This is a genomic window from Streptomyces sp. Y7 (genome assembly GCF_043195415.1).
Lineage (GTDB): Bacteria > Actinomycetota > Actinomycetes > Streptomycetales > Streptomycetaceae > Streptomyces.
The window spans coordinates 1,061,542-1,088,181 of sequence record NZ_JBIDDQ010000002.1 but is presented as its reverse complement, the minus strand read 5'-3'; the positions used below and the strand labels follow the sequence as shown (position 1 = coordinate 1,088,181).

22 protein-coding genes and 1 pseudogene are annotated in these 26,640 nt (G+C 72.6%); 12 read left to right on the top strand and 11 right to left on the bottom strand.

The features are described from left to right. Positions 1–2: 2 nt before the first annotated feature. The 4 genes from ACGFW6_RS10515 to ACGFW6_RS10500 form a co-directional block, all read right to left on the bottom strand. Positions 3–1,085, bottom strand: a complete 1,083-nt coding sequence (locus tag ACGFW6_RS10515) for a FecCD family ABC transporter permease (protein ID WP_393506756.1) — start codon at positions 1,083–1,085, stop codon at positions 3–5. Beyond that, positions 1,082–2,086, bottom strand: coding sequence for a FecCD family ABC transporter permease (locus tag ACGFW6_RS10510; RefSeq protein WP_393506755.1), 1,005 nt, complete (start codon positions 2,084–2,086; stop codon positions 1,082–1,084). The genes ACGFW6_RS10515 and ACGFW6_RS10510 overlap by 4 nt, the downstream gene beginning before the upstream one ends. Positions 2,087–2,150: 64 nt before the next feature. Next, on the bottom strand, positions 2,151–3,191 hold the full coding sequence (locus ACGFW6_RS10505) for an ABC transporter substrate-binding protein (RefSeq protein WP_393506754.1): 1,041 nt from the start codon (positions 3,189–3,191) through the stop codon (positions 2,151–2,153). Between the two features lie 177 nt (positions 3,192–3,368). Next, positions 3,369–5,003, bottom strand: a complete 1,635-nt coding sequence (locus ACGFW6_RS10500; protein WP_393506753.1) for a cellulase family glycosylhydrolase — start codon at positions 5,001–5,003, stop codon at positions 3,369–3,371. A 178-nt stretch (positions 5,004–5,181) separates the two neighbouring features. On the opposite strand from ACGFW6_RS10500, the gene ACGFW6_RS10495 reads away from it, so the two are divergent. Continuing rightward, positions 5,182–5,964 (top strand): cyclase family protein, encoded by a 783-nt coding sequence (locus ACGFW6_RS10495; protein ID WP_393506752.1) that lies wholly within the window; start codon positions 5,182–5,184, stop codon positions 5,962–5,964. Next, positions 5,961–7,601 carry a thiamine pyrophosphate-binding protein gene (locus tag ACGFW6_RS10490; RefSeq protein ID WP_393506751.1) on the top strand — a complete coding sequence of 547 codons (1,641 nt, stop codon included), beginning with the start codon at positions 5,961–5,963 and terminating at the stop codon, positions 7,599–7,601. Before ACGFW6_RS10495 ends, ACGFW6_RS10490 begins: the two co-directional genes overlap by 4 nt. A 144-nt stretch (positions 7,602–7,745) precedes the next feature. Here ACGFW6_RS10490 and ACGFW6_RS10485 read toward each other — a convergent pair whose 3' ends face one another. Next, on the bottom strand, positions 7,746–9,191 hold the full coding sequence (locus tag ACGFW6_RS10485) for a glyceraldehyde-3-phosphate dehydrogenase (protein WP_393506750.1): 1,446 nt from the start codon (positions 9,189–9,191) through the stop codon (positions 7,746–7,748). A gap of 157 nt (positions 9,192–9,348) precedes the next feature. Here ACGFW6_RS10485 and ACGFW6_RS10480 point away from each other — a divergent pair, with 157 nt between their 5' ends. The 4 genes from ACGFW6_RS10480 (at position 9,349) to ACGFW6_RS10465 (ending at position 15,459) form a co-directional block, all read left to right on the top strand. Further along, on the top strand, positions 9,349–10,308 hold the full coding sequence (locus tag ACGFW6_RS10480; RefSeq protein ID WP_393506749.1) for a LysR family transcriptional regulator: 960 nt from the start codon (positions 9,349–9,351) through the stop codon (positions 10,306–10,308). A 150-nt stretch (positions 10,309–10,458) separates the two neighbouring features. Beyond that, the gene (locus ACGFW6_RS10475; RefSeq protein WP_393506748.1) at positions 10,459–12,387 is read left to right on the top strand and encodes a collagenase; all 1,929 of its coding nucleotides are present in this window, start codon (positions 10,459–10,461) and stop codon (positions 12,385–12,387) included. A 244-nt stretch (positions 12,388–12,631) separates the two neighbouring features. After that, a complete protein-coding gene (locus tag ACGFW6_RS10470; protein ID WP_393506747.1) occupies positions 12,632–14,974 on the top strand; it encodes a molybdopterin cofactor-binding domain-containing protein in 2,343 nt (780 codons plus the stop codon). 8 nt (positions 14,975–14,982) lie between these two features. Beyond that, on the top strand, positions 14,983–15,459 hold the full coding sequence (locus ACGFW6_RS10465; RefSeq protein WP_393506745.1) for a (2Fe-2S)-binding protein: 477 nt from the start codon (positions 14,983–14,985) through the stop codon (positions 15,457–15,459). Between the two features lie 36 nt (positions 15,460–15,495). Here the strand turns inward: ACGFW6_RS10465 and ACGFW6_RS10460 are convergent, their stop codons facing one another. Next, a complete protein-coding gene (locus ACGFW6_RS10460) occupies positions 15,496–16,461 on the bottom strand; it encodes an esterase/lipase family protein (RefSeq protein ID WP_393506744.1) in 966 nt (321 codons plus the stop codon). Positions 16,462–16,782: 321 nt separating this feature from the next. Here ACGFW6_RS10460 and ACGFW6_RS10455 point away from each other — a divergent pair, with 321 nt between their 5' ends. Next, positions 16,783–17,997, top strand: coding sequence for a helix-turn-helix domain-containing protein (locus tag ACGFW6_RS10455; protein ID WP_393506743.1), 1,215 nt, complete (start codon positions 16,783–16,785; stop codon positions 17,995–17,997). Positions 17,998–18,007: 10 nt separating this feature from the next. On the opposite strand, the gene ACGFW6_RS10450 is transcribed toward ACGFW6_RS10455, so the two are convergent. After that, a complete protein-coding gene (locus ACGFW6_RS10450) occupies positions 18,008–18,970 on the bottom strand; it encodes a LysR family transcriptional regulator (RefSeq protein WP_393506742.1) in 963 nt (320 codons plus the stop codon). Positions 18,971–19,089: 119 nt separating this feature from the next. On the opposite strand from ACGFW6_RS10450, the gene ACGFW6_RS10445 reads away from it, so the two are divergent. The 3 genes and pseudogenes from ACGFW6_RS10445 to ACGFW6_RS10435 all read left to right on the top strand — a co-directional run bounded on the left by ACGFW6_RS10445 (position 19,090) and on the right by ACGFW6_RS10435 (position 21,278). After that, on the top strand, positions 19,090–19,785 hold the full coding sequence (locus tag ACGFW6_RS10445) for a type 1 glutamine amidotransferase domain-containing protein (RefSeq protein ID WP_393506741.1): 696 nt from the start codon (positions 19,090–19,092) through the stop codon (positions 19,783–19,785). A gap of 361 nt (positions 19,786–20,146) precedes the next feature. Further along, a pseudogene (locus ACGFW6_RS10440) lies at positions 20,147–20,530 on the top strand (allantoin permease); the annotation flags it as partial. A gap of 7 nt (positions 20,531–20,537) precedes the next feature. Beyond that, a complete protein-coding gene (locus tag ACGFW6_RS10435; protein WP_393506740.1) occupies positions 20,538–21,278 on the top strand; it encodes a Type 1 glutamine amidotransferase-like domain-containing protein in 741 nt (246 codons plus the stop codon). 4 nt (positions 21,279–21,282) lie between these two features. On the opposite strand, the gene ACGFW6_RS10430 is transcribed toward ACGFW6_RS10435, so the two are convergent. Together ACGFW6_RS10430 and ACGFW6_RS10425 are read right to left on the bottom strand one after the other, a co-directional pair. After that, a complete protein-coding gene (locus ACGFW6_RS10430) occupies positions 21,283–22,197 on the bottom strand; it encodes a peptidoglycan-binding protein (RefSeq protein WP_393506738.1) in 915 nt (304 codons plus the stop codon). Positions 22,198–22,328: 131 nt separating this feature from the next. Beyond that, complete coding sequence (locus ACGFW6_RS10425) at positions 22,329–23,657, bottom strand: phosphoribosyltransferase family protein (RefSeq protein WP_393506736.1); 1,329 nt, start codon at positions 23,655–23,657, stop codon at positions 22,329–22,331. 480 nt (positions 23,658–24,137) lie between these two features. Here ACGFW6_RS10425 and ACGFW6_RS10420 point away from each other — a divergent pair, with 480 nt between their 5' ends. Continuing rightward, positions 24,138–24,539, top strand: a complete 402-nt coding sequence (locus ACGFW6_RS10420; protein ID WP_393506734.1) for an SseB family protein — start codon at positions 24,138–24,140, stop codon at positions 24,537–24,539. 252 nt (positions 24,540–24,791) lie between these two features. Continuing rightward, positions 24,792–25,643 (top strand): pyrroloquinoline quinone biosynthesis protein PqqB, encoded by an 852-nt coding sequence (gene pqqB, locus ACGFW6_RS10415; RefSeq protein ID WP_393506732.1) that lies wholly within the window; start codon positions 24,792–24,794, stop codon positions 25,641–25,643. Between the two features lie 85 nt (positions 25,644–25,728). Here pqqB and ACGFW6_RS10410 read toward each other — a convergent pair whose 3' ends face one another. Further along, positions 25,729–26,118 (bottom strand): MarR family winged helix-turn-helix transcriptional regulator, encoded by a 390-nt coding sequence (locus ACGFW6_RS10410; RefSeq protein ID WP_393506730.1) that lies wholly within the window; start codon positions 26,116–26,118, stop codon positions 25,729–25,731. Positions 26,119–26,200: 82 nt separating this feature from the next. After that, complete coding sequence (locus tag ACGFW6_RS10405; RefSeq protein WP_393506728.1) at positions 26,201–26,551, bottom strand: VOC family protein; 351 nt, start codon at positions 26,549–26,551, stop codon at positions 26,201–26,203. Positions 26,552–26,640: the final 89 nt, after the last annotated feature.

Sequence of the window (26,640 nt, the reverse complement as noted above, 5' to 3'; positions counted from 1 at the left end):
CTTCAGGTTCCCTGCCGGGCCCGCCGAGTGCGAGCGATGAGCCACATCAGATACGGCGCCCCGACCGCCGCCGTCAGCACGCCCACGGGCAGTTCGACCGGAGCGAACAGCCGGCGGGCCAGCAGGTCCGCGAGGACCACGATCGTGGCGCCGGCGAGGGCGGACGACAGCAGCGGGATCTGGGCGCTCCGGGTCAGCCGCCGGGCGATCTGCGGGGCCAGCAGCGCCACGAAGTCGACCGGGCCGGCGGCACCGGTCGCCACCGAGGCCAGCACGACGCCGAGCGCGGTCAGCCCCAGCCGTACCGGACCGAGTCGCACGCCCAGCGCGGTCGCCGTGCTGTCGTCCATGGACACCATCCGCTGGGCGTACGCCGCCCACACCAGCAGCGGCACCAGCACCGCGAGCACCAGGGCGAGCGGCGCGGCCTGGTCGTAGCCCCGGCCGTTGAGCGACCCCGTCAGCCAGACCTTGGCCTGCTGGGCGACCAGATAGTCGCCCTTGGTGAGGAACAGCCGGGTCAGTGATCCGAGCGCGATCGACACCCCGATGCCGACCAGCACGAAGCGCGTGGCGTGCAGACCGCCCCGCCAGGCGAAGGCGTAGACGAGCCCCGCCGCCGCGAGCCCGCCCGCCACCGAGACGTACGGCAGGACGGTGTACGAGGTGAGCCCGAACGTCATCGCGGTCACCGTCGCCGCCCCCGCGCCGTGCGTGACACCGATGACGTCGGGACTGGCGAGGGAGTTGCGCGCGACGGTCTGCACGAGCGCGCCCGAGACACCGAACGCGGCACCGACCAGCAGCCCCGTCACCAGCCGGGGCAGCCGCAGCGTGCCGACGACCAGCTCGTCCGGGCTCGGCTGCCCGAGCAGCACATGGACGACCTCGGCCGGGGACACGAACGTCTCGCCGACACACAGCGACACGACGACCGTCACCGCGAGGACGGCCGCCAGCAGGGCCGCGACGGCACACGCACGGCGGTGCAGCAGGAAGCTGCCGGCACTGAAGCGGACGACGGTGTATCCGGCCGGGCGCAGCCGCCGGACGGCGGGCGGGGTTCGCTCCAGGGACTCGGTCATGCCGCCACCGTCGCCTTCCTCCGTACCAGCGCGACCAGGAACGGCACGCCGAGCAGCGCGGTCATCACCGCGACCGGCACCTCCGAGGGGGCGAAGAGGACCCGGCCGAGCACGTCCGACACCAGGATCACCGTCGGGCCGAGCAGCGCCGACAGGGCCAGCACCCATCGGTGGTCGGCGCCCACCAGCGCCCGCGCGATGTGCGGCACGGCCAGCCCGACGAACGCGATCGGACCGGCCGTGGCGACCGCCACGCCGGTCAGCACGGTGGCGGCGAGCGCGCCGACGGCCCGTACCAGCGCGACCCGGTGACCCAGCCCCCGGGCCGCGTCGTCGCCGAGGGCCAGGGCGTCCAGTCCCCGTGCCACGAGGACCACCAGCACCAGCCCCACGAGCAGGAACGGCCAGGTCCGCGCGACGACTTCGCCGTCCCGGCCGCCGATCGAGCCCACGTCCCAGAAGCGGAACTCGTCGAGGGCGCGCGCGTCGGTCGTGACGATGGCGGAGACGACGGAAGCGAGGAACGCGTTCATCGCGGCCCCGGCCAGCGCCAGCTTGACCGGCGAGGCCCCGCCGCGCCCGCTGCCCGCCACCGCGTACGCGGCCACCGCCGCGAGCCCCGCGCCGGCGAACGCGAACCAGACGTATCCGGCGGGCGTGTGCACCCCGAGGAACGCGATGGCACAGACGACGCCGAGCGCGGCGCCCTGACTCACCCCGAGGACGCCGGGCTCGGCGATCGGATTGCGGGTGATGCCCTGCATGACGACCCCGGCCACCGCGAGAGCGAGGCCGACCATCACGCCGATGACCGTGCGGGGCACCCGCAGCGCGCGCACGACCTGCGCGTCGTCGCCGGTGCCGCCGCGCAGCAGGGCGTCGAACACCTCCGCCGGCGCGATCTGCCGGCTGCCGAGTGCGAGGCTCAGCAGCACGGCGAGAAGCAGCAGGAGCATGCCCGCGACCGTCCAGGCGATACGGCGCCGGGTGGCACGGGACATGCGGTTCCTCTTGCTGGTTCTCAGGTGGCACGGCGAACCGGCGCGCTCGGGCGAACGGCTGCGGCTACTTGGTGAGGTGCGTCTCCAGGTCCGCGAGGACCTCGTCGGCCGCGGTGACGCCCAGGCCCAGGTACCAGGTCTCGTCCGGGACGTCGTAGGCGTGCCCGGCCTTCACGGCCCGGAGGTTCTTCCACAGCGGGTTGCCCTGGGCCCGGGACTTGTCGGTCGCCTTCGCGTCGCCGTACACGCCGGTGAAGATGTAGTCGGCGTCGGCCTGGTCGATGTTCTCGGCGCTGACCTCGGCGGCCAGGTCCTCGATGTCCTGGTTCTTCGGGCGCGGGATGCCGGCGTCCTTGAGGATGGTGCCGATGAAAGAGGCGTTGGCGTACAGCCGGATCACCCCGTCGGGCAGGTAACGCACCATCGACACGGTCGGCTTCTTCGCGCCGAGCTTCGTGTCGAGCGCCTCGACCTTCGCGTCGTACGCGGTCAGCTTCGCCTTCGCCTCGGCCGTCCTGTCCAGGGCCGCGGCGTTGAGGAGGTAGTTCTCCTTCCACGTGAAGCCGGGGCGGATGGAGAAGACGGTGGGCGCGATCTTCGACAGCTCGTCGTACTTGTCCGCGGCGCGCAGCTGGCTGCCGAGGATCAGGTCCGGCTCGAGTCCGGCGATCGCCTCGAGGTTGAGGTTGTTGATCGTGCCGACGTTCGCCGGGTTCCCGGCGTCCTTCTTCAGGTAGGACGGCAGCTCGGGGGAGCCCTCCGTCGGCGCGAGACCGACCGGCTCGATGCCGAGCGAGACGACGTTGTCGAGCTCGCCGACGTCGAGGACCACGACCCGCTTGGGCTGGGACTTGATGACCGTCTCGCCCATGGCGTGCTCGATGGTGCGCGGCCACTGGCCGGGCTGGGCGTCGGTGCCCATCTCGGCGGTCTTCTGCGCGGCCGACGCGAAGTCCTTGCCGCCCTTGGCCACGTCCTTCTTGTCGCCGGCGGCCGCGGAACCCGCGTTGTCCGAGCCGTCGTCGGAGCTGCCGCAGGCCGCGAGGGACAGGGCCGCGGCAACGGCGAGAGCGATGGCGGCCGGGCCGCGACGACGGTGAGGCATGACAGGACTCCCTTTTGGTGCACATGGGGACGGCCGTTAGGCCAGCCTCACCTTATCCGGATCTTCGATGGGCCCTACACGGGAGTCTGTGTGGTTCCTGTCACGGCCAACTGGTCCCGGTGTGCGCGTCCTCGGCGTCCGGTGGATCCGACGCCGAGGACGCGCCGCGCGTGGCGCTCAGGCCACCGAACAGGCCGAGTCGTTGAGCGTGAATGCCGTGGGACCGGGGTTCGTCGCGCCCTTCGTGGCCGTGAAGCCCAGCGTCACCGAGCCCGCCGGGGCGATCGTCGCCGTGTACGGCGCGGCGGCGACGCTCACCTCGGCGCCGCTCTGTGTCGGTGTGCCGCCCCACAGGTTGCTGACGCGCTGGCCGTCCGGGAAGGTCCAGCGCAGCGTCCAGCCGTCGATCGTGGAGGTGCCGGTGTTGCGGACGACGATCTCGCCCTGGAAGCCGCCGGGCCACTCGTTGGTGACCCGGTAGGAGACACCGCACGCCGCCGCCGGCCCTCCGGACGCCGTGGTGACCGCCACCGTGCCGGAGCGCTGGGAGCGGTTGCCGGCGGCGTCGCGCGCGTAGACGGCGAACGCGTAGGCGGTGGCGGGGGCGAGTCCGGTGACCGTGACGGAGGTGCCGGCCGTCGTGGTGGCGGAGGTCTCCGTGGTGCCGCTGACCCGGACGACGTCATAGCCGGTGACCCCGCCCGCGTCGGTGGCGGCGGCCCAGTGCAGGGTGACCGACGAGGACGTCACGGCGGAGGCGGCCGGGGTGCCGGGGGCGGTCGGGGGAGTGGTGTCCCCGCCGGAGGAGGAGTAGACGGCGGCCTCCTCGGAGGTGGCGGCGATGCCGTTCGCACCGTTGAGGATCCGCTGCCCCCACGAGGTGAGCTGGTCCGGGTCGAAGTCCGTGACCATGTCCAGGTACTCGACCCCGCCGCCGTTGCCGCTCCACGACCAGCCGAGGTAGCCGAGCCCCAACTGCCGGGTGACGGCCAGGATGGTGTCCTCGTCGGGGTCGCCGTCCGAGTGGTTGTGCCCGAACTCGCCCACGACGATGGGGAGTTTCGCCGTGACGAAGCGGTTCAGATAGTCGCTGATCTCGGCGGCGGTGTCGAAGACGCCGTACATGTGGATGGAGAAGACCGTGTTGGCGTCCGGGTCGGCCGCGAAGACCGAGGCGGCGTTGTCGCGCATCGTGAACGCCCAGTCCTGACCCCAGTTGGGCGCGTCGACCATGATGGTGTGCCGGAAACCGGCCGACCGCAGCTTCTGGACGGCGGCCTTGGTGTCGGCCGTCCACGCCGAGTAATTCGTGTTCCCGTACGGCTCGTTGCCGATGTTGACGATGACGTAGTCCTCCTGGCCGGTCAGCGCGCTCTGCACGCCGATCCAGTAGTCGGCGGCCCGGGAGAGCGTCACTGCGCCGCTCTGCTCGCCGTATCCGGTGGTGTCGTGGACCTCCAGGACACAGATCAGCCGGTTGCGTTTGCACTGGGCGACGACGTCGGCCACGTCGGCGGTGTCGTTGCGGGTCCAGCGGTCACCGCTGGAGAGGACCACCCGCACCGTGTTGGCGCCGCCCGCCTTGATGTCGGCGAGGGAGCCGATGCGGTCCGGATACCAGGTGTGGGCGTGGTTGACGCCCCGCATGACGAAGTCGTTCCCGTTCGACTCCAGTAACCGCCCGTCGTCGATGCGGAAGCCCGGCGGCGCCGCATGGGCGGGGGAGACGAAGGCGAGCAGCGGGAGCAGCAGTCCGAGGAGGGCGACGGCGACGGGGGCGAGCCGTGGGACGGCCGGGGTGCGGGATCTCATGGCGGCTCCAGGGGAAGGTGTCGGAGGGGTGGGTGAGGTCGCATGTGGGAGCGCTCCCATGACCTCATGAAGCCATCGTTGTCATTGACGCGTCAAGAGGTTTGGCGGCGGTTCGGGGGCGGGAGGGAGCAGTACTGAGATGCTGTCGGTGCGAACACCGTCCGTTCGAGGAGGCGCCATGCCCGAGCCGTCCGTCCTTGCCGCGCTGGTGTCCGGACTGCGCGGTGGATCGATCGAGGTCGTCGACCTGACGTCACCCCTGTCGTCGTCGACCCCGGTGATCCAACTGCCGCCCCAGTTCGGCCAGACCGCCGTTTTCGAGCTGGAGGAGATCAGCCGGTACGACGACCGCGGCCCCGCCTGGTACTGGAACAACTTCCGCAGCGGCGAGCACACCGGCACCCACTTCGACGCCCCGAACCACTGGGTGACCGGCAAGGACCTCGCCGACGTGGCGTCGGTCCCGGCGCGCGACCTGATCGCCCCCGCGGCCGTGCTGGACTTCACCGCCGAGGCCGCCGCGAACCCCGACTTCCTGGTCGAGATCGACCACGTGAAGGCCTGGGCAGCCGACAACGGCCCCTTGCCGGACGGCGGTTGGCTGCTGCTGCGCACCGGCTGGGACAGCCGCTCGCACTCCCAGGAGGCTTTCCTCAACGCCGACGAGAACGGCCCGCACACCCCGGGCCTGTCGCCGGAGTGCGCCCGCTGGGTCGCCGAGGAGTCACCGGTCCTCGGCCTGGGCGTCGAGACGGTGGGCACGGACGCCGGCGCCGCGCACTCCTTCGATCCCGCCTTTCCCTGCCACTCCTACCTCATGGGCAGCGACAAGTACGGCCTGACGCAGTTGCGGAACCTCGCCGCGCTGCCGCCGACCGGTGCCGTCGTCGTCGCGGGCCCGCTGCCCATCGTCACCGGCTCCGGCGCGCCCGCGCGGGTGCTCGCCCTGGTCGAGCGATGAAGGTCGCGGAAGCGGTCGGCCGGGCGCTGAGCGCGGCCGGGGTCGGCCAGGTCTTCGGGGTCGTCGGTTCGGGCAACTTCCACGTCACCAACGCGATGATCGCCGCGGGCGCGCGGTTCGTCGCCGCGCGCCACGAGGGCGGCGCGGCGACGATGGCGGACGCGTACGCCCGGACCAGCGGCGAGGTCACGGTGGTGAGCGTCCACCAGGGCCCCGGTCTGACGAACGCGATGACCGGCATCGCGGAGGCGGCGAAGAGCCGTACACCGCTGATCGTGCTGGCGGCCGAGGTGACCGAACCCCGGTCCAACTTCCATGTCGACCAGGAGGCGTTGGCCCGTGCGGTGGGTGCCGTCGCGGTCCGGGTGACCTCGGCGCAGGAGGCCGTCGAGCAGACGTGCGCGGCGGTCGCGCTGGCGGTGCGGGAGCGGCGTACCGTGCTGCTCAACCTCCCCCTGCCGGTACAGGCGTCGGAGGTTCCCGAGGGCGCTCTGGCACGGGCGGCCCCGCCCGCGAAGCGGCCCGCAGTGGAGCCGGACGCGGCCGACGTCACGGCTCTCGCCGAGTCGCTCGGACGGTCCCGGCGCCCGGTCTTCGTCGCCGGGCGCGGAGCGCGGGAACCCGGCGGCCGGGAGGCACTCGCGGCGCTCGCCGAGCGGTACGGCGCCCTGCTCGCGACCTCGGCCGTGGCCCGCGGCCTCTTCCACGGCGACCCGTGGTCGCTGGACGTCTCCGGCGGCTTCGCCTCGCCGCTCGCCGTCGAACTGATCCAGGGCGCCGACCTCATCGTCGGCTGGGGCTGCGCGCTGAACATGTGGACCATGCGGCACGGCCGTCTCATCGGCGCCGGCACCACCGTCGTCCAGGTCGACGACGACCCGTCGGCGCTCGGCGCCCACCGGCCGGTCCACCTCGGTGTCACCGGAGACGTCCGCCTCACCGCGCGCCGGGTGTCCGCAGCGGGCGGCGCCCGGCGGGAGGGTTACCGGACCCCGGAGACCGCCGCCGCCCTCGCGGCACGACTGCGCTGGCACGACGTGCCGTACGAGGACACCGGCACCCGCGAGCGGATCGACCCGAGGACGCTGGGCATCGCGCTCGACGAGATCCTGCCCGCCGAGCGGGTGGTGGGCGTCGACTCGGGCAACTTCATGGGCTATCCGACGATGTACCTGTCGGTGCCGGACGAGCAGGGCTTCTGCTTCACCCAGGCCTTCCAGTCGATCGGGCTGGGCCTTGCGACCACCATCGGGGCCGCGCTCGCCCGGCCGGACCGGCTGCCCGTGGCCGCGCTCGGCGACGGCGGCGCGCTGATGAGCGCCGTCGAACTGGACACCGTCCGCCGGCTCGGGCTGCCCATGGTGGTCGTGGTGTACGACGACGAGGCCTACGGCGCCGAGGTGCACCACTTCGGGCCCGACGGGCACCCGCTGGACACCGTGCGCTTCCCGCCGACGGACATCGCGGCCGTGGGGCGGGGCTACGGCTTCGAGGCGGTGACCGTGCGGACGCGGACCGACCTCAAGGCCGTGGCGGACTGGGTCGCCGGGCCGCGGAGCGCTCCGCTGCTGATCGACGCCAAGGTGGTGGCCGATCAGGGGGCGTGGTGGCTGGAGGAGGCGTTCCGGGGCCATTGAGCGCCACGCGGGGAACGCCGAGTGAGGTCGTACTTGGTCTGCGGCGCCGTCGTGGCTGATCGCGCAGTTCCCCGCGCCCCTTTCGGGGCGCTGTCGAGCCGGCTGCCCGGTGGCGCTCGCGCGGCGCCGGGCAGCCGGACCGGATCAGACCGCCGGTGCCGGGTAGGTCGGGTACTCGACCCCCGAGACGTGCTGGACGACCCGGATGACCTGGCAGGAGTAGCCGAACTCGTTGTCGTACCAGAGGTAGAGGATCGCGTTGTCGCCCTCGACCTTCAGCGCGCCCGCGTCCACGATCGAGGCGTGGCGGGAGCCGATGAAGTCGCTGGAGACCGCGTCGGGCGCCGTGATGAAGTCGATCTGGCGGCGCAGCGGCGAGGTCAGCGACACGTCACGCAGGTAGTCCAGGACCTCCTCGCGGTTCGTCTCGCGCTTCAGTTGCAGGTTGAGGATCGCGATCGAGACGTCCGGGACCGGGACGCGGATCGAGCTGCCGGTGATCCGGGCCTTGAGGTCGGGCAGCGCCTTGGCGACGGCCGAGGCGGCGCCGGTCTCGGTGATGACCATGTTCAGCGGCGCGCTGCGGCCACGGCGCTCGGACTTGTGGTAGTTGTCCAGCAGGTTCTGGTCGTTGGTGAAGGAGTGGACCGTCTCCACGTGACCGCGCTCCACACCGAACTCGTCATCCATCGCCTTCAGCGGCGGGACTATGGCGTTCGTGGTGCAGGAGGCGCAGGACAGGATCTGCTCGTCCGGCTTCAGGGTGTCGTGGTTGACGCCGTGCACGATGTTCGGGACGTCGCCCTTGCCCGGCGCGGTCAGCACGACCTTGTCGATGCCGGGGCGCAGGTGGCCCGACAGCCCCTCGCGGTCGCGCCACTTGCCGGTGTTGTCGATCAGGATGGCGTTCTTGATGCCGTACGCCGTGTAGTCGACCTCACTGGGGTCGTTGGCGTAGATCACCTTGATCGCGTTGCCGTTGGCGTTGATCGTGCTGTTGGCCTCGTCGACCGTGATCGTGCCCTGGAACTGGCCGTGGATGGAGTCACGGCGCAGCAGCGAGGCACGCTTGACGATGTCCTGCTCGCCGCCGCCGCGCACGACGATGGCCCGCAGCCGCAGACCGTTGCCCGAGCCCGACTTCTCGATCAGCAGGCGGGCCACGAGGCGGCCGATGCGGCCGAAGCCGTACAGGACGACGTCGCGTCCCTCGCCGCGCTCGATCTTGTTGGCGCCGGTGGCACCCGCGACGGCCTCGGCGGTGAACGCCTCCACCGTCAGGCCGCGGTCGTCGGCCTTGTACGTGGCGGCCAGCATGCCGATGTCGATCTGCGACGGGCCGAGGTCCAGCTCGGTGAGGGCCTTGAGGAAGGGCAGCGTCTCGGTGACCGAGAGCTCCTCACCCGCGATCTGCCGGGCGAACCGGTGGGTCTTCAGGATGCTGACCACCGACTTGTTCACCAAGGAGCGGCTGTGGAGGAGGACGGTCACGTCCCGCTCCCGGTGCAGCTTCCCAATGATCGGGATCATCGATTCCGCGATTTCCTCGCGGTTCTTCCAGTTGGTGAACGAGTCGTCGTTGACAGTCACGGGCCTATCTTTCGAGCTAGGTGGCGCTCATATGCTAACCGCAGGTTTCGGCGAGTGTTCAAAGGGGGGTCCGTGCGCAACGAGAGTGTGTGCTATTGCTAGAAATTGCCCCTTTTGTGAGGGGGGAGTCCTGTGGGCGCGGAGGAGGAGTGAACGAGTGGAGCTGGAGCTACGGCATCTGCGGGTGCTGTGTGCCATCGCGGACGCGGGAAGTGTCGGCCGGGCCGCGGCCGAGCTCGGCTACTCGCAGCCCGCGATGAGCACCCAACTCCGGCGCATCGAACGGTACTTCGGGGAGTCGATCTTCGAGCGCGGCTCGACGGGCGTGCGGCTGACCCCGTACGGCTTCGAGGTCGTCGCCCAGGCGCGTGACGTCCTCGCCCGCGCCGACGCGATCGGGCGCCGTCCGTCCGCCGGTGCCGCGTCCGAGCGCCGTTCCCTGCGAGTGGCCGCGACCAATTCGCCGATGCTGGCCGGCATGATGTCGGGCCTGCGTTCCCGGCTGCCGGACGTCTCCCTCGCGGTGAGCAGCGTCTACGCCTCGTCGCGGATCGTCGAGCTGCTGGAGGACGGCGTGGTGGACGCGGCCATCGCCGCCGACTACCCCGGCCGGGAGCTGGAGCACTCCGACGCGGTGGCCCATCGCGGCATCGTCACCGAGCCGACGTTCGTGGCCCTGCCGTCCCGGCATCCGCTCGCCCAGCGCTCCCAGGTCGAGCTCGCCGACCTCGCCGACGAGGCCTGGTTCCTGACGCCCGACGACGGGGCCGGATGGCCGGGCGTCTTCTATGCGGCCTGCACGGCGGCCGGGTTCACGCCCGCGACCGTGCACGAGTTCCTCGGCGACCAGCAGCAGCTGCAGGGCATGATCGCCGACGGACTCGGCGTGGCCGTGGTGCAGCCGACCATGCGGCCGATGCCGCACGTGGTCGTCAAGCCGCTCGCCGGGACGCCGCTGTGGTGCCGGTACGTGCTGGCCTGGCGGCGCGCGGCGGTCGCCGACGACCTCGCCGACGCCCTGTTCCGGTCCGCGGCCGAGGCACACCGCCAACTCGTGGCGCACTCACCACAGTTGAGGACGTGGGCCGCGCGCATGTGGAGCGCGCCCGGGGCATAGCTCCAACTCCGCGTGGCCGTACGGGCGTTATGGCCCGGCCGTGTCATGTGCTATGTCACACACCATTGTTGGGGCGACGTGGCGTTGAGACAGTGCCACACGCGCCTCAGCACCCCACTCCGAGGCGTATCCGTCCGTGGAGGAGTCCCGATGCGCTACCGCTTCGTGCTGCCCAGACGCATGGTCACGGCACTCGCCGTCTGCGTCACCCTCGGCGGCTTACTGTCGACGCCGGCCCTCGCGACACCCGCGCCCCGCCCCGACACCGCCCCGGTCACATCCCGGAACACGGCACAGCCGCCACCGACCGGACCGGCCCTCGGCGCCACCGCCCGCCCCGCCGTACAGGACCGGCCGCTCAGCCGCACCCACCTTCCGCCCCTGACACCGTCGCACGTTCCCGCCCGGCCGAGCCCGGAGCCGGGACTTCGGGCGGCCCCGTGCGCTCCCGGCGACTTCGGCGGCAGGAACGGCGCCGCCCTCGTCGCGTTCGTGAAGGCGTCGACCACGGACTGCGTCAACACCCTGTTCGCGGTCGCCGGAACCGACGCGCGCGCCGTGTTCCACGAGGCTCACATGGTCACCGTCGCCGAGGCCTTCACCCGCGCGGCACGGACCTACGACGGCGACAACTCCCAGGGTGTGTGGCAACTCGTCCTGTTCCTGCGGGCCGGCTACTACGTGCAGTTCAACCACCCGGACGACGTCGGCCCCTACGGCCCGGTCCTCACCCGCAACACCACCCGCGGCCTGGACGCCTTCTTCGCCCGCCCGCACTCCGCGGACGTCACCGACGCGAACGGCGACGTGCTGGGCGAGGTCGTCGTCCTCACCGACAGCGCCGACCAGCAGGCCCGCTACCTGCGGGTCTACCAGCGGATCCTCAAGGGCTACGACAGCTCCTACGACGCCGTCCACAGCATGCTCGCGGCCGTCAACTCCGTGTACACCCCGCTCTGGCGCGGCAACTGGAACCCGGAGTACGTCAGGGCGGTCACCACCGACCCGTCCGTCGTGCGCACCCTCCACTCCTTCGCCCTCGGTCACCTCGGCCTGCTGGGCACCGACCGCGCGTACCTCACCTCCAACGCCGGTATGAACGTGGCCCGTTACGTCGAGCACCCGGCCCTGCGAAGCACCGTGCGCCCGCGCGCCAAGCACCTGCTGGACACGACCCGCATCACCGGTCCCACGGCCGGACTGTGGGTGGCGGTGGCCACCCAGGTGGACTCCTACGACCGCGCCAACTGCGCCTACTACGGCGTCTGCGACCTGACCGGCCGGCTGATGCGCGCGGCCCTGCCCCTCACCCACGGCTGCGACGCCGACCGCGCCGTCCGGGCCCAGTCGCTCACCGCGGCCGACCTCGACGCGGCGTGCGCGAGCGTGCTGCGCCAGGACGCCTACGTGCACGACCTCGTCCGGGACGACGGGCCCATCCCGGGGCAGTACCTGTCGACCCTCGACCTGTTCGTCTTCGCCGGTCGTGAGGACTACCGGACGTACGCCGGGGCGATCTTCGGCATCAGCACGGACAACGGCGGCATGACGCTGATCGGCGACCCCGCCGACCCCGCGAACCGGCCGTTCGCCGTCATGTACCAGAAGAGCGAGGACACCGGTCACGCGGCCCGGATCTGGAACCTCAACCACGAGTACACGCACTACCTCGACGCCCGCCACAACATGAAGGGCGACTTCGCCGAGCAGACGTCCGTGCCGGACGTGTGGTGGATCGAGGGATTCGCCGAGTACGTCTCCTACGGCTACCGCGACCTCACCTACGGCCAGGCGGTGACCGAGGCGGGCCGGCACACCTACCGGCTGAGCACCCTGTTCCAGAACACGTACAGCAACAGCGACACCACCCGCACCTACCCGTGGGGCTACCTCGCGGTGCGCTACATGTTCGAGCGGCACCCGGACGACGTCCACCGCATGCTCGCCCGCTTCCGCGTCGGCGACTACGCCGGCGGCCACGCCGTCTACGCCACCGACATCGGCACCCGCTACGACGCCGACTTCGACCGGTGGCTGACGGAGTGCGCCGCAGGAGCATGCGCGCGCTCCGCACGCTGATCTCCGGTCGTACATCCGGCGGACGTCCCGGCCCGGGCCCGCGTGGAGGGGCACGGGCCGGGACGTCCCGCGACGGGCGGGGCCAGGTCGGACAGGGATCGCCGGTCCCGGAGCGTCACAGGTGAGGCGAGTTGTGGGCGTTGCGTGTCGAAGCGCCGCCAGGATCTTCCGCAACGCGTGCGGGCCGTGCACAGTCAGGAGCCGCCGAGCACGGCCGCACGTCACCTCGCCGGGAGGCCCGCCGATGGGAACCCACGACCGCTCCGAGCGGCCGGACACCGCGTCCGGCACCGACCCCGACGGCTTCAGCCGACGCCGCTTCCTCGGCTACGTGGTCGCCGCCTCGACCCTGACCGTCGCCGCACCCCTCGGGGAGGCGGCCCTCGCGCCCACCGAGGCGGCCGCGGCGGTCCCCTCACTGCCCGGCCCGGCGGAGATCTACGACCTCAACGACATGCTCACCCACGCCGCGCTGCCCACGGCGAACCTGATCACCATCCGGCTCGACAGCGACGGCACGGCCTCCTTCGCCCTGCCGCGGGCCGAGGTCGGCCAGGGCATCACCACCTCCAGCGCGATGCTCGTCGCCGAGGAACTGGACCTGCCGCTGGAGCGGATCCGCGTCACCCTCGCCGACGCCCGGCCCGAGCTGCTGTTCAACCAGCTCACCGGCGGCTCGAACACCACCATCTCCACCTACACCCCGATCCGGGTCGCCGCGGCCGTCGCCCGTGACCGCCTGCTGAGGGCCGCCGCGCTCGAACTCGGAGAGGTGGTCGGCACGCTGAGGGCGAAGGCCGGGGTCATCACCTCCACCGTGACCGGCAGGAGCCTCGGCTACGGCGAACTCGCCACGAAGGCCGCCTCGGTGGCCACCGGCGAGGTGGCCGTCACCCTGAAGGAGCCCGCCGACTTCAAGGTGATCGGCACCGCGCGGCGACGCGTCGACGCGCTGGAGGCGGTCACCGGCCGCAAGAAGTTCGCCATGGACGTGCGGGTGCCGGACGCGCTGCCGGCGATGGTGTGCCGCCCCCCGACGATCAACGGCACCGTCCGCTCGGTGCGGAACCTGGACGCCGTGCGGGCCATGCCCGGCATCACCGACGTCGTCCGTGTCCCGACCGGCGTCGCCGTGCGCGGCCGCACCTTCGGCCAGTGCATCGACGCGGTACGCGCGCTCCAGGTCGACTGGGGACCCGGAACCGCCGAGAACGCCTCCGACGACAGCATCCGCGCCGAGCTGCGCAGGGCCGAACTCCCGCTGCCCGGACTCGACTTGCTGACCAAGTCCGTCGACGCCCGGTTCACCTTCCACTTCGCCAGCAACAGCGCCCTGGAGACCAACTGCGCCGTCGCCGACGTGCGCGAGGACTCGGCCGAGATCTGGGCGAGCCTGAAGGCGCCGATCGTCGCCCAGGAGGAGATCGCGCTCAAGCTCGGACTCCCGGTGAGCGCCGTCAAGGTCCATGTGACGGAGGGCGGCGGTTCCTTCGGGCGCAAGCTGTTCCACGACGGCGCCGGTGAGGCCGCCGAGATCTCGCGGGCCATGGGCAAGCCGGTCAGGCTGATGTGGCACCGCACCGACGACTTCCGGCAGGGCCGCACCCACCCCATGTCCACCTCGCGCGTCCGCGCCACCTACGCGCTCGGGCAGGTGCTCACCTACGACCAGCGCCACACCTCCGTGGCCACGGACTTCGGCCACGGCGTCGGCGAGATCATCACCGCCGAGGCCAGCCGCCTGCCCGTGGGCGACCTCACCTTCTCCGAGACGATCTTCACCCTCACCCAGCAGACCCCCTACCACTTCGGTGTCGTCACCCAGCTCCTCAGCGAGACCGACAAGGGCTTCAACACCGGCTCCATGCGCAACATCTACTCACCCAACGTGCGCTGCGCCCAGGAACTGGTGGTGGACGAGCTGGCCAGGCGCATGGGCAAGGATCCCTACCGGTTCCGCCGCTCCTTCCTCAAGGACGAGCGGGCACGCGCCGTCCTCGACAGGGTGGCCGAGGCGGGGGAGTGGGGCCGCGCCATGCCGGCCGGGACGGCGCAGGGCATCGCGCTGCACCCCGAGTATCACGCGTACGTCGCCGTCCTCGCCGAGATCGACTGCCGCCCGGAGACCACCGGACGGGAGATCCCGGACGCCTACACCGGCCCGCGCGTGACGAAGGTCGTGTGCGCGGTGGACGTCGGTCTCGCGGTGAACCCGCGCGGCCTTCAGGCCCAGATGATGGGCGGCATCATGGACGGCATCGCGATCACGCTCAGCTCCGGACTGCACCTCGCCGACGGGCGCTTCCTGGAGGGCAGTTGGGACAACTACTTCTACACCCGCCAGTGGAACACCCCGCCGGAGCTGGAGATCATCGTGATGCCGCCGGCCACCGACACCCCCGGCGGCGCCGGGGAGTTGGCCGTCGCGGGCGCGATGGCGGCCGTGGCCTGTGCCTACGGACGTGCGACCGGCACCATGCCGACGACGTTCCCGCTCAACCACGACGAACCGCTCGGCTTCGAACCGCTGCCCACCACCCCGCCGATCCCCGCGTCCCCCACCGACGGCCTGAGCCGCGCCTTCTAGGAGCTCCCGTGCCCGAACACACCTTCATCCTCAACGGCGAGCCCGTGACCGTGGACATCGAGGACGACGTCCGGCTGCTGTGGGTGCTGCGCGACGTCCTCGGCGTCACCGGACCGAAGTACGGCTGCGGGCTCGGCGTCTGCCAGGCCTGCACGAGCCATATCAACGGCAAGGCGTTCAACCCCTGTTCGGTCCCGGTGAAGGACCTGCGCCCCACCGACGAGGTCACCACCATCGAGGGCCTGCCCGCCACGGTCGGCAGCGCACTGCACCCGATGCAGGAGGCCTGGCTGGAGTACGACGTCGCCCAGTGCGGCTACTGCCAGCCCGGCCAGATCATGACCGCCGTCGCCAAGGTCCGCCAGGCCCGTGAGGAGGGTCGCGAGATCAGCGAGGCCGACCTCGACGAGATCCGCAACGTCTGCCGCTGCGGGACGTACCACCGCATCCGGGAGGCGATCGTGGCGGGCGCGAAAAAGTACTGAGCATGCCCCGTGGCCGCACGGCCACGGGGCATGGCGTCAGCAGGCGGGGCGCTGTGCGTGCGCCGGATCCAGGGCGTTGAACACCAGCCCGGTGGCCAGGTCGTCGTAGGTGATGCCGATGTGGTCGGTGAAGTCGCCGGGGCACAGGTCCTGGAGCGTGACGTTGGTGACGTTGGGGGCCGCGTCCAGGTAGGCCGAGGTGTACGGGGTGACGACCTCGTCGTACCGCGTGGTGATCACCGTGTAGGTGACGCCCGGGTCGGTCTCGGCGCCGGCGTTCAGCTCCCTGAGGAAGCCGGAGCCGACGAGCTGCTGGCTGCACGCCTTGCAGCCCGCGCCGAGGACCGCGTTGCCGCCCGGGATCACCAGGGCGAGCAGTCCGAGGCCCGAGAACGTGGTGCCGTGGTTGGACGGGGTCAGGGCGACGAGCTTGTCGACCTTCGCCGCGCCCCCGAGGTTCTTGATGTAATGGCGCGGCATCATGCCGCCCTGCGAGTGCCCGACCAGGTCGACCTCGGCCGCGCCGGTGGCGGCCAGGACCCGGTCGACGAAGTCCGCGAGCTGCCGGGACGAGGTGGTCATGTCCTCGGTACCGAGCAGCGGTCCGGAACTGCCGCCGTGGTTGAGGGCGAAGACGCAGTACCCGGCCTCCTTCAGCCGCGGGGCCAGTGCCGCCCAGTTGTCGTAGCGGTTCTCCAGGGTGCCGTGCACGAGGACGACGGGACGTGGATGCGCGGCGTCGGGGCGGCAGGCGAAGTCGTTGGCACCGGAGGGCACGGCTGTCGGGTGCGCGAGGGAGTACGCGAACGCCGACGCGAAGTCGTCCTGGGGCGGGCCGACCGGCTCGGACGCCGCGACCGGCACCGCGTCGCTCATGTCCGGCGTCGCCCCGGACGGGTCGGCGCCGGCCATGCCGACACAGCAGGCGGCCGCCGTGAGCCCGGCCAGGGCGGTGGTCACCGGGCGCCGGCGTCGGGTGTGTCGCAGTCCGCGGATGCGCATGCGGGGCTCCTCTGACTGTTCGTGGGGAGCGCCGGTGCATCCGTGCGGCCCGGCCGCGAGGGGATCGGCCGGGACGAGATGAAGCCTTGTCACAAGAGGGGGACACGGAAGCTACTGGCGCGTAACGTCGGATCAACACTCGCGTCGCCCGCGGGAGTCGACCAGGAGAGCCGCCGAGGGAGACGAGGAAGATGTCATGGGCGTGACACCTTTCCCGGGCCGTGCCTCATCAGGCGCAGCTTCTGCGCGCGCCGCCGGCCACCGATGCAGAGCGCGCCGTTCCCGCGCGATTCCTCATCCGCCGGGGACGGAGCCACCGCGATGACGGCACGGGCCGAGACGTTCACGCGCCAGCCCTGGCACGAGCTGCCGCCGGTGCTCGCCGCGCTCATCCGCTCCCGCACCGAGAACATCGTCGCCGACATGACCCGGGCGATCCGCGACGAGGTCCCCGCCTACCGCCGGCCGCTCGACTCCGCCGTCGGCCGCGATCTGACCGCATCGATCCGCCGGGCCGTGCTGCAGTTCGCGGAGCTGATCGAGCACCCCGACAGCGAACAGGACCACCACCTCGACCACTTCCGGCACCTCGGGCGCGTCGAGTTCCTCAACGGCCGGACCACGGACTCCCTTCAGGCCGCCTTCCGGGTCGGCGCGCGGGTCGGAAGCCGGCGCTACGCCGAGTTCGTGCAGGAGGCGACGCTGCCGCCCGCCACCGTCCTGACCCTGCACGAGGCCGTGCTGGTGCACATCAACGCGCTGTCCAACGAGTCGGTGAAAGGTTTCCTCGCCGCGCAGCTGCGCTCGGAGGGCGAGGTGAAACGGGCCCGCGGGGCGCTGGCCGAACGGCTGCTGGAGCCCCCCAGGGGGCAGGAGCGCGAGGCGCTGGGGCCGCTGGCGGAGCGGGCCCGCTGGGTGCTCCCGCGCGCCGTCGCGACCGTGATCGTGCGATCGGCGGGGCGCTTGCCGGTGCCCGGCGCGGACGGTGCGGTGCTCTCCCTCAGCCGGGGCAGCGACCTCGTGCTGATCGTGCCCGAACCGGAGACGAGCGGCCTGATCGACCGGGTACGGGACGCCGCCCGGGAGCGCGTCGCCGTCGTCGGCCCGGCCGTGCCCCCGCACGAGACCTGGCTGTCCCTGCAGTGCGCCCGCCTCGCCGTCGACCGCCGTGCGCACCTGCCGGCCGGGCCGGGCGGCGCCGGTGCCTTCCTGCGCGTCGACGACGAGCTGGCCGAGCTGTACCTCCTGCGGGGCGCCCCCATCGGGCAGTTGCTCGGCCGCCGGGTGCTGGGTGTCTTCGCCGACCTGCCCCGCGGGCGGGCCGCCCGGCTCGCCGAGACTCTGGACGCCCTGCTGATGTCGTGGGGCCGCACCGCTCCGGAGGTCGCCCAGGCGCTGGGCATCCATCCGCAGACCGCCCGCAAACGCCTGCGGCAGCTGGAGGCGCTGTTCGGCGACCGGCTCGGCGACCCGCGCTTCCGGTTCGAGGCCCTGCTGGCGCTGCGCACGCACGCCCTGCGGGCCGACACCGGATGAGCCGCGTGCCTCACCAGTCGCGCGCGATCTCCAGCAGATGGTCCCGGACCAGGGCGACATGAGGGTTGGCGGAAGAGCCCGGGCGCTGGACGAGGAAGGCGGTGTTGATGGGCGGATCGTCCGGGTCGTGCAGCAGGGTCAGCGCGCCCGAGGCCAGTTCGGCCGAGCACAGGTAACGGGGCAGCACGCTGAACCCCGTACCGCCGGCCACCGCTGCGGTCACCGCGTTCAGGTCCGGCATGGTGACCGCCGGATGGCGCACCAGACGCCTGCCGAAGACGTGCCGCCAGTAGCGGCGCACGATGGGCACGTCCTCGGCGTAGGCGACCAGCGGCACGCCGTTCAGCGCGGCCGGCCCGTCCGCCGCGAGCCGCGCCGGACCGCCGATGCGCCGCGCCCAGACCGGAGCCGTGACCAGCACGAACTCCTCGTCGGCGAGCGGTACTGACGCCAGGGCGCGACCGCGCGGCCGGTAGGTCGCCAGCACCAGGTCGTGGCGGCCCGCCCGCAGGTCCTCCAGGAGGGGTTCGGTCAGGCCCGGTGTGATGCGCAGGCGAACGCCCCGGTCGACCAGCGGGGCCAGGGCCGGCAGGACGCGACGGGTCAGCAGCTCGGCCGGGCCGGCGAGGTGCACGGGTTCCGCGGGGTGCACGTCGGGGGAGCCGCCCGGGCCCGTGACCGTGGCGAGTGCGTCCAGCGGCTCCACGATCCGGGCGGCGAGCTGGTCGGCGTAGGGGACGGGGGCCACGCCGCGCGCCAGCCGCTCGAACAGCTCCCGGTCCAGCTGCCGCTCCAGCGTGCGGATCTGCGTGGTGACCGTGGGCTGGGACAGGCCCAGCAGCCGGGCGCCGGCGGTGAAGGAGCCGGTGCGGTAGACGGCGAGGAACGTACGCAGCAGGTTCAGGTCCACCGACGCCGCTCCGCCCGGCTGCCGGCCCCCTTCCTCCTCGCCATTGGAATCCCTATGTCTCATATGGAGAAGCCTATTGGAATCCGATGGGTGGGGGTGCGTACCGTCGAGCCGTCGACGTCCTGACGATCTGCGCGTACAGCGTCAGGACCTCCAGGAACCCCCTCGCGAAAGAGCCCCTCATGTCGAAGATCCTGTTCGTGATGACCGGCGCCGACCAGTGGACGCTGGCCGACGGCACCAAGCACCCCACCGGCTTCTGGGCCGAGGAGGCCGCCGCACCCTACGAGGCGTTCAGGGCCGCCGGTCACGACGTCGTCGTGGCCACGCCCGGCGGTGTCGTACCGCCCGTGGACAAGGGCAGCCTCGCGGCCGAGGCCAACGGCGGTCAGGAGAACGCCGACCGCATCGCCGCTCTGCTCGACACCATGACCGAGCTGCGGGAGCCGGTCCGGCTGGAGGACGTGCGCGTCGACGACTACGCCGCCCTGTTCTACCCCGGCGGACACGGCCCGATGGAGGACCTCGCGGTCGACGCCGACTCCGGCCGGCTGCTGACCCTGGCCCTCAACTCCGGCAAGCCGCTCGGCGTGGTCTGCCACGGCCCGGCCGCACTGCTCGCCGCCACCGGCGACGACGGCGCCAACGCGTTCGCCGGCTACCGGGTGGCCGCGTTCACCAACACCGAGGAGACCCTGGGCGGCCTCGCCGACAAGGCCGAGTGGCTCCTCCAGGACCGGCTCACCGAGGCAGGCGTGGATGTCCAGGTCGGTGAACCGTGGGCGCCGAACGTGGTCGTCGACCGCAACCTCGTCACCGGCCAGAACCCCGCCTCCTCCGCCCCGCTCGCCGTCGAACTGCTGAAGAAGCTGGGCTGAACCATGGCCGCCGACCGGCTCGACGAGGTCCTCGACGCGGCGTACGACTGCCCCGACAAGGCCCGGTTGTGCGGCGACCTCTGCGGCACGTTCCACGGCGATCTGCGGCGGCTGCTGCGCGCCGAGTTCGCCGAGTCCGGGACGTCCGGCACACTCGGGCCCGACGTGGCCGCCGACGTCTGCCTCGCCCTGGTCGCCGGCCTGGAGGCCGCACCCGACGGCGAGCGGCTGCTCGGACCTGCCGCGGACGCACTGCTGACCGGCCTGCTCGGCGCACCCGCCGCGTCCCGGCCGGCTCCGCCTTCCCCGGCGGGGTGCGCGGTGCGACGATGCCGGGGTGATCACCTCACCGGACCCGCCCGGCGTCCCCGTCGCCGCCTGGTGCGGCATCATGCTCGCCGACCTGGCCCTGCGCCGCCGCGACTACGACGAACCCGATCTCTACCGCCCGGCCGGCCGCTACGGCGACGTCCCGCTCACCCCGCTCCTGCTCACGCTCACGGCCACCGCCCTCTGCTGGGGCCTCGTGACCAACTCCACGGCGCACTGGCTTCAGTGGCAGGGCTATCTCCTGGATCCCCTGGGCCTCGGCGGCAGAACCGGCGCCTGGGCCTACGCCAACCTGGGCGTCCTCGCGGCCCTCGCACTCGGCTTCCTCGGCACCCTGCCCCTCCGCCGAGCCCCCGTACGCACCCAGGAAACGGGCCCACCCAGCCCGGCCCTGGACAAAGAGCCGTCCCGGTGAGCACGACATGAGCCCCCGACACCTGGTGGCTCTCCTCGGAGGTGGCTTCTCCACCGACGAGGACGGGCTGCTGGACGACTGGCTCCTGGGACACGCGCGCACGTCCCGCCCCAAGGTCTGCTTCCTGCCCACCGCCAGCGGTGACGCCCCCGGGTACGCCGAGAAGTTCCTCGGCGCCTTCCGTGACCGCCCGGACTGCGAGCCGTCCGTTCTGCACCTGTTCGACAGGAAGCTCGACGACGTCGCCCTGCGCGCCTTCGTCCTCGCCCAGGACGTCGTCTATGTGGGTGGCGGCAACACCGCCAACCTCCTCGCGGTGTGGCGTGTGCACGGCCTGGACCGGCTGCTGCGCGAGGCCCACGACCGCGGGACGCTGCTGTGCGGCATCAGCGCGGGCGCCAACTGCTGGGCGCGGGGCTCGCACACGGACTCCTTCGGCCCGCTCACCCATCTGCCGGACGGCCTGGGTCTGCTGCCGGGGTCGGTGTGCCCGCATTACGACAGTGAACCCGGGCGCCGCCATTCCTACCGGTCGGCCGTGGCGACGGGAGCATTGCCCGCCGGCTGGGCCCTCGATGACGGCACCGGTGCGCTCTTCACGGACGGCCGGCTGACGGAGACCGTGGCGCGGGTGCCCGGTGCGTCCGTGTATCGCGTGGTCGGCGACGGGGCCGGGGGAGCGGACGAACGGGCGCTGCCGTGGCGGGTCCTGCCCCGTGGCAGGGGCGACGCCGGCCGGCGCCGCTGACTCGTCACGGCTCCGACGTCTGCGCCTCCAGCGACGTGCGGGTCGGGATGCCGTAGACGCCCGACTCGTCGTCGAGGATGACGCGGGTGAGCTGGTAGGTGCGGACGGCGCTCTCGACCTGGCGGTCGAAGTCGCCGTCCGCGTCCGCCGAGTAGAGGCCGATCTGGCGCAGGCGCAGCTGGAGTTCGACGACCTCCGGTCCCTGGTCGCCGCGGCGCAGGACCGGGGGCCGGGCCTCCGCGTCGCTCGGCTCGGGTGCCGCGGTGGCGGTGGCACCGGTGCTGGACGGGGCCGTGGTGGGGGTGGCGGAAGTGGCGCTCGGGGTGGGGGAGTCGGAGCTCGCGGTCGTGCCGGCGGACGGGGTCGCGCTGCCGGACGGCGACGCGGAGGGTACGGCCGAGGACTCGCCCTCCGGGGAGGTGCCGTCCTCGGTGGTCGCGTCCGGGACGGGAGCGCGGACGTCGTCGGACACGGCATCGTCGCGCGAGGGGCTCTCGTAGGTGAACAGCCCGCCCAGGAAAGCGCCCGTCAGCAGGACGGCCAAGGTGGCGCCGGCTCCGGTGGCGACGAGGGCGCGTTTCCCGCGCCGGGTTCCGGTGGCGGCGGGCGGGTCGGAGAGCGCCGCCTCGTCGTGGGTCTCCTGCGCGCCGGGAGTGCGGGCGGGCACCGCGTCCGGATCCGCCAAGTCCCTTGACGCCAGGGGAACTTCGCCTTCGGCGTGGTCCGCTGCGACGGCGTCGTCGAGTTCCACGAACGGGCGTATCCGTACCGGATCGAAGTCCTCCGCGGCCGCCCGCTCCGCCGCGCGCGCGTCCCGACGGGCGTCGGAGGCGCGCCGCGCGCAGGCGCAGTCGGGGGTGCCGTCGGACGCCCGGGGCGTGCCGCACTCCGGGCAGACGGGATCGTTCGGTTCGCTCACGTAAGGGACCCTCTCCGTGCAGGATCCAGAGTTTAGGCATAAGTTCAACACTCAATCTCCATGACCCCGGAGGATGACGGAACCAGCGCTTCCGGGCTGGCCGAAACCCGTTGCGGCCGCCCGCCTTCGGTTCAGGCCGAACGGCGTGGTGGCGTGCCCGTGGTGGGCCGGCCGAGGTGGGCGGTGAACCAGTCGCGGGCCAGTTCGGCGACGGTGGTGAGGGTGCCGGGCTCCTCGAAGAGATGGGTGGCGCCGGGTACGACCGCCATGCGGTGCTCGCAGTGCATCCGGTCGGCGGCCAGCCGGTTGAGGCTGAGCACCTGTGTGTCCCTGCTGCCGACGATGAGCAGCGTCGGCGCCCGCAGCCGGGCCAGCGCCGCCGGTGTGGCCAGATCGGGACGGCCACCGCGGGAGACGACGGAACGCACGTCGGAACCGGACAGCGCGGCCGCCTCCAGCGCCGCGGCGGCCCCGGTACTGGCTCCGAAGTAGGCCACGGGCAGGCCGGTCTCCTCCCGCAGCCACACCGACGCGGCGTGCAGTCGCCGGGCGAGCAGCAGGATGTCGAAGACGTTGTGCCGGTCGTGCGCCTCGCCGTCGGTGAGCAGGTCCAGCAGCAGCGTGGCCAGCCCCGCCCGGTTGAGGGCGGAGGCGACGTACTGGTTGCGCGGACTGTGCCGGCTGCTGCCGCTGCCGTGCGCGAAGGCGACCGCCGCCGCGGCCCCGTCCGGCACGACCAGCCGGGCGCCCACCCGGGAGCCGGCCGCCGGGATCAGCACCTCGCGGTCCGACGGCGGCGAGCTCGCGGCGGGGGAGGGGGACCCGGGCCGGCCGGCCTGCGCGAGCAAGGACGTGACCTCGGCGTCCGGGACCTGGCCGAAGTGCCGGTACCAGGCACCCACCGAGCCGAGGATCCGGTGCGTCTGGGGGCAGACGACCTCGTCCGCCACCTGCCGCAGCCGGGCCACACCGTGCGCCGGCCCCACCGGTACCGCGAGCACGACCCGGTCCGCCCCCTGACCGCGGACGACCCGGCAGGCGGCCTCGGCCGTGGCTCCGGTGGCGAGCCCGTCGTCCACCACGAGCGCGGCACGCCCGTTCACCGGCAACGGCTCCCGTCCCCGCCGGTAGCCGCGCACCCGCCGCTCCAGCTCGGCCCGCTCGGCCGCCTCCACGGCCTCCAGCTGCGCCGGGACCAGCCCGGCCTGGCTGATCACATCGCGGTTGAGGACCCGGACCCCGTGTTCGCCGACCGCCCCGAACCCCCACTCCGGCTGCCCGGGCACCCCCAGCTTCCGCACCACCAGGACGTCCAGCGGGGCGTCCAGCCGCCGGGCCACCTCCGCCGCCACGGGCACACCGCCGCGCGGCAGGCCCAGCACCACCACGTCCCGGCCGCGCAGCTCCTGAAGCTCCTCGGCCAGCAGCCGCCCGGCCGCACTGCGGTCGTCGTAACGCATACGCGCCTCCCGTGCCCACGAGGACGGGAGCTGTCCTTCCCTTCAGGCTACGACTGATCGCGGGAGGCTTCGGCACCGGCGATGTCCGGCCGGCCCCCCGGGGCGGCCTCCGGGTTCCAGCACGGACGGCATGACCTGGGACGTCCGACAGAGCACCCTCTTCCGCACGGCCGGATCCCGTTGCGCCCGCGACGGCGAGCGACGCGGCGCCCTGTCCGGGGCGCGGCGACGTACGGGCCCCACGTGGCCCCGGCATCGCCGAGCCGCCCACCCGCCGGTCAACCGCGATCGTCTCGGCACTTCTGTCCGGCCCCCGCGCAATGATCCCCTGACCTGCGGACATCGGATGCCCTGACCTCTGGACATCCATAGGAATGCTCCAGTCCGGATCGGGTACGTGAGCAGGGCCGCGCCGGGGTCCAGCACCCCGCGATCATGCCCCGGGCGGACCGCACTACCGTCGCTGACAGGGGATCTGCCATGGACACACCCGCGAACAACCACAACGCCACACCGGCCCGGCGGGCACTGGACGCCCTGGCCGACAACACCGAGGACAGGGCGGCGCTGGACACACTCGCGAGCAGCGACGTGCTCGTCCCCGTGCCCGACGACGTGGGCGAGGAGGACGCCACCGACCCCGCGGCCGTGGCGCTTCCGGTCATCGAGCGGCCGGGCGGGGAACCGATCGTCCCCGTCTTCACCTCCGAGCCCGCGATGGCCGAGCTGCTGCCCTACATCTCGCGCTACCGCCTGGTGCCGCTGGGCGCGCTGGCCTCCCAGTGGCCCTCCGAGGACCTGGCCCTGAGCATCGACGCCGGCTCCGCGCACCCGCTGACCCTGACGTCGGAGGGCGTACGGACCCTGCTGGCGCGACCCTAGCCGCGCGAGGGAGGAACCCGCCAAGGGGCTGGACGGCCGTAGCTGCGCCGCCCGGCCCCTTCGTGCGTGACCCCTGCCTCCTGGCCGGATTTCCCCCGGGCGGCCCTGGCTCGGCAGGCCGCTGCGGTCACCGGCCGCCTCGCGGACAATGGGAAAGGTCGGCCGGAACTGCTCCCTGCCACAGGGTGGTTCGGCCGTACGGAGCGGGAAGATCCCACCGGACGGGCCGACGCGAAGGGGTGGGGGGTCGTCTTGAGGGTCGTCCTGCTCGGCACCGCCGCCTCGGGCGGGTTCCCGCGCTGGAACTGCGCCTGCGTGCGGTGCGACGCCGCCCGCGACGGCAAGCTGCCCGCGCGCGGTCCGGAGTGCGCCGCGGTCACCGGCAACTCGCGCGACTGGTGGCTCCTCAACGCCTCGCCCGACATCCGTGCCCAGCTCGGCGCCGCCTCCGCCCTGTGGCCCGGCCCCCGGCACACCCCCGTGCGGGGCGTGCTGCTGACCGACGCGGAGCTCGATCACGTAGCGGGCCTGGCCGTACTGCGCGACGCCGCGCGGTTCAAGACCTACGCCGCCCCGCCGGTACTGGCCGCCCTCGCCCCGGCACGGGCGGGCCTGGACCGCCACGCCCCGTGGGAGTGGGCGGACAGCCTCACCGAGGGCGGGTTCGTGCTGGCCGGCGGGCTGGTCGTCACGGCACATCCGGTCCCCGGGAGGCCACCGGCGTACGTGCCGGGCCGCTCCTCGGACCGCCGCTGGGTGACGGTGTACCGCATCGAGGACCTGGCCACCGGGCGCGTCCTGGTCTACGCGCCCCGCGTGAGCGCGTGGTCCACGCTCCTGGACGACCTGGTCGCGGACGCGGACGGCGTCGTCCTGGACGGCACCCACTTCGCGGCCGACGAGACGGGCGACACGGGGCGCCACCTGCCCGTCTCCGGACCGGCGGGCAGCCTGACCGCCCTGACGCGCCACCCGCACGCCCGCCGCGTCTACACCCACCTCGCCGACTCCAACCCCCTGCTCGACCCGGCGTCGGCGGCCCGCGCCCAGATATCGGAGGCGGGGGTGGAAGTCCTGCCGGACGGGGTGGAGTTCGCCCTCTAGACGCCGCTCACGGCATCGCCCCGAGGGGCGCGGGGAACCGCGCGACCAGCCACGACGGCGTCGCGGCCGAACGTCGTCGCCGCCGTCAGCCGGTCAGCGTGCGCGCCAGCGCGCCCCGCTGCAACGGCAGGACCTCGGCGTGCAGGTCACGGCCCTTTCGGGTCAGGGTGACGTACACGCCGCGCCGGTCCTCCATGCAGACGGAACGCTCCAGCAGACCGTCCTTCTCCAGCCGGCCGATGAGCCGGGACAGGGCGCTCTGGCTGAGGTGGACCCGTCCGACGAGGTTCTGCACCCGGCACTGCTCGCCCTGCGCGGGCGTCGCCGTCGCGAGGATGTCGAGGACCTCGAAGTCGCTCGCACCCAGTCCGTGCGGATGCAGCACACGGTCGATCTCGCACATCGTGCGCGCGTGCACGGACAGGATGTCCCGCCACCGTTCCTCGAGCCCCGCGTCGGCCGTCTTCACTGCCATACCCGCACGGTAACACCGATCCGGCCATTTGTTGACCGTGCAACTAGTGCGCGCGCAACGGCAGCGCCGGCTGCGGTGCGGCTCAGCCGGTCGGGTCCTGGAGCAGCCCGACGAGGTTGCCGTCCGCGTCCTTCACGGAGGCGATCAGCCTGCCGCCGCCGACGTCGTGCACGTCCTGGAGCGACTCGGCGCCCGCCTCCAGCAGGGCCGCGTGGGACGCCCTGATGTCGGCCACGTGCCAGTAGGGGACCGGGCCGGTCATGCCCTTGGAGTGCCCGTTGGGGTCCAGGCCGACGTCCTGCCCGGCGTCCTTGAAGCCGACGTAGTACGGCTCGTCCGCATACGGCTCCGTGCCCAGCAGCGCGCTGAACAGGGCCTTCGCCCGGGCGAGGTCCTTGACGGGATAGATGATCGTGTTGACTCCGGCGGTCATGACGTCCTCCTGGGGTGAAGCGGGGCCGGCGCGTCTCGCCGGTGCTCTCACGCTAGGACGGGGGAGCGGGTCATGACTTCTCGAATCCT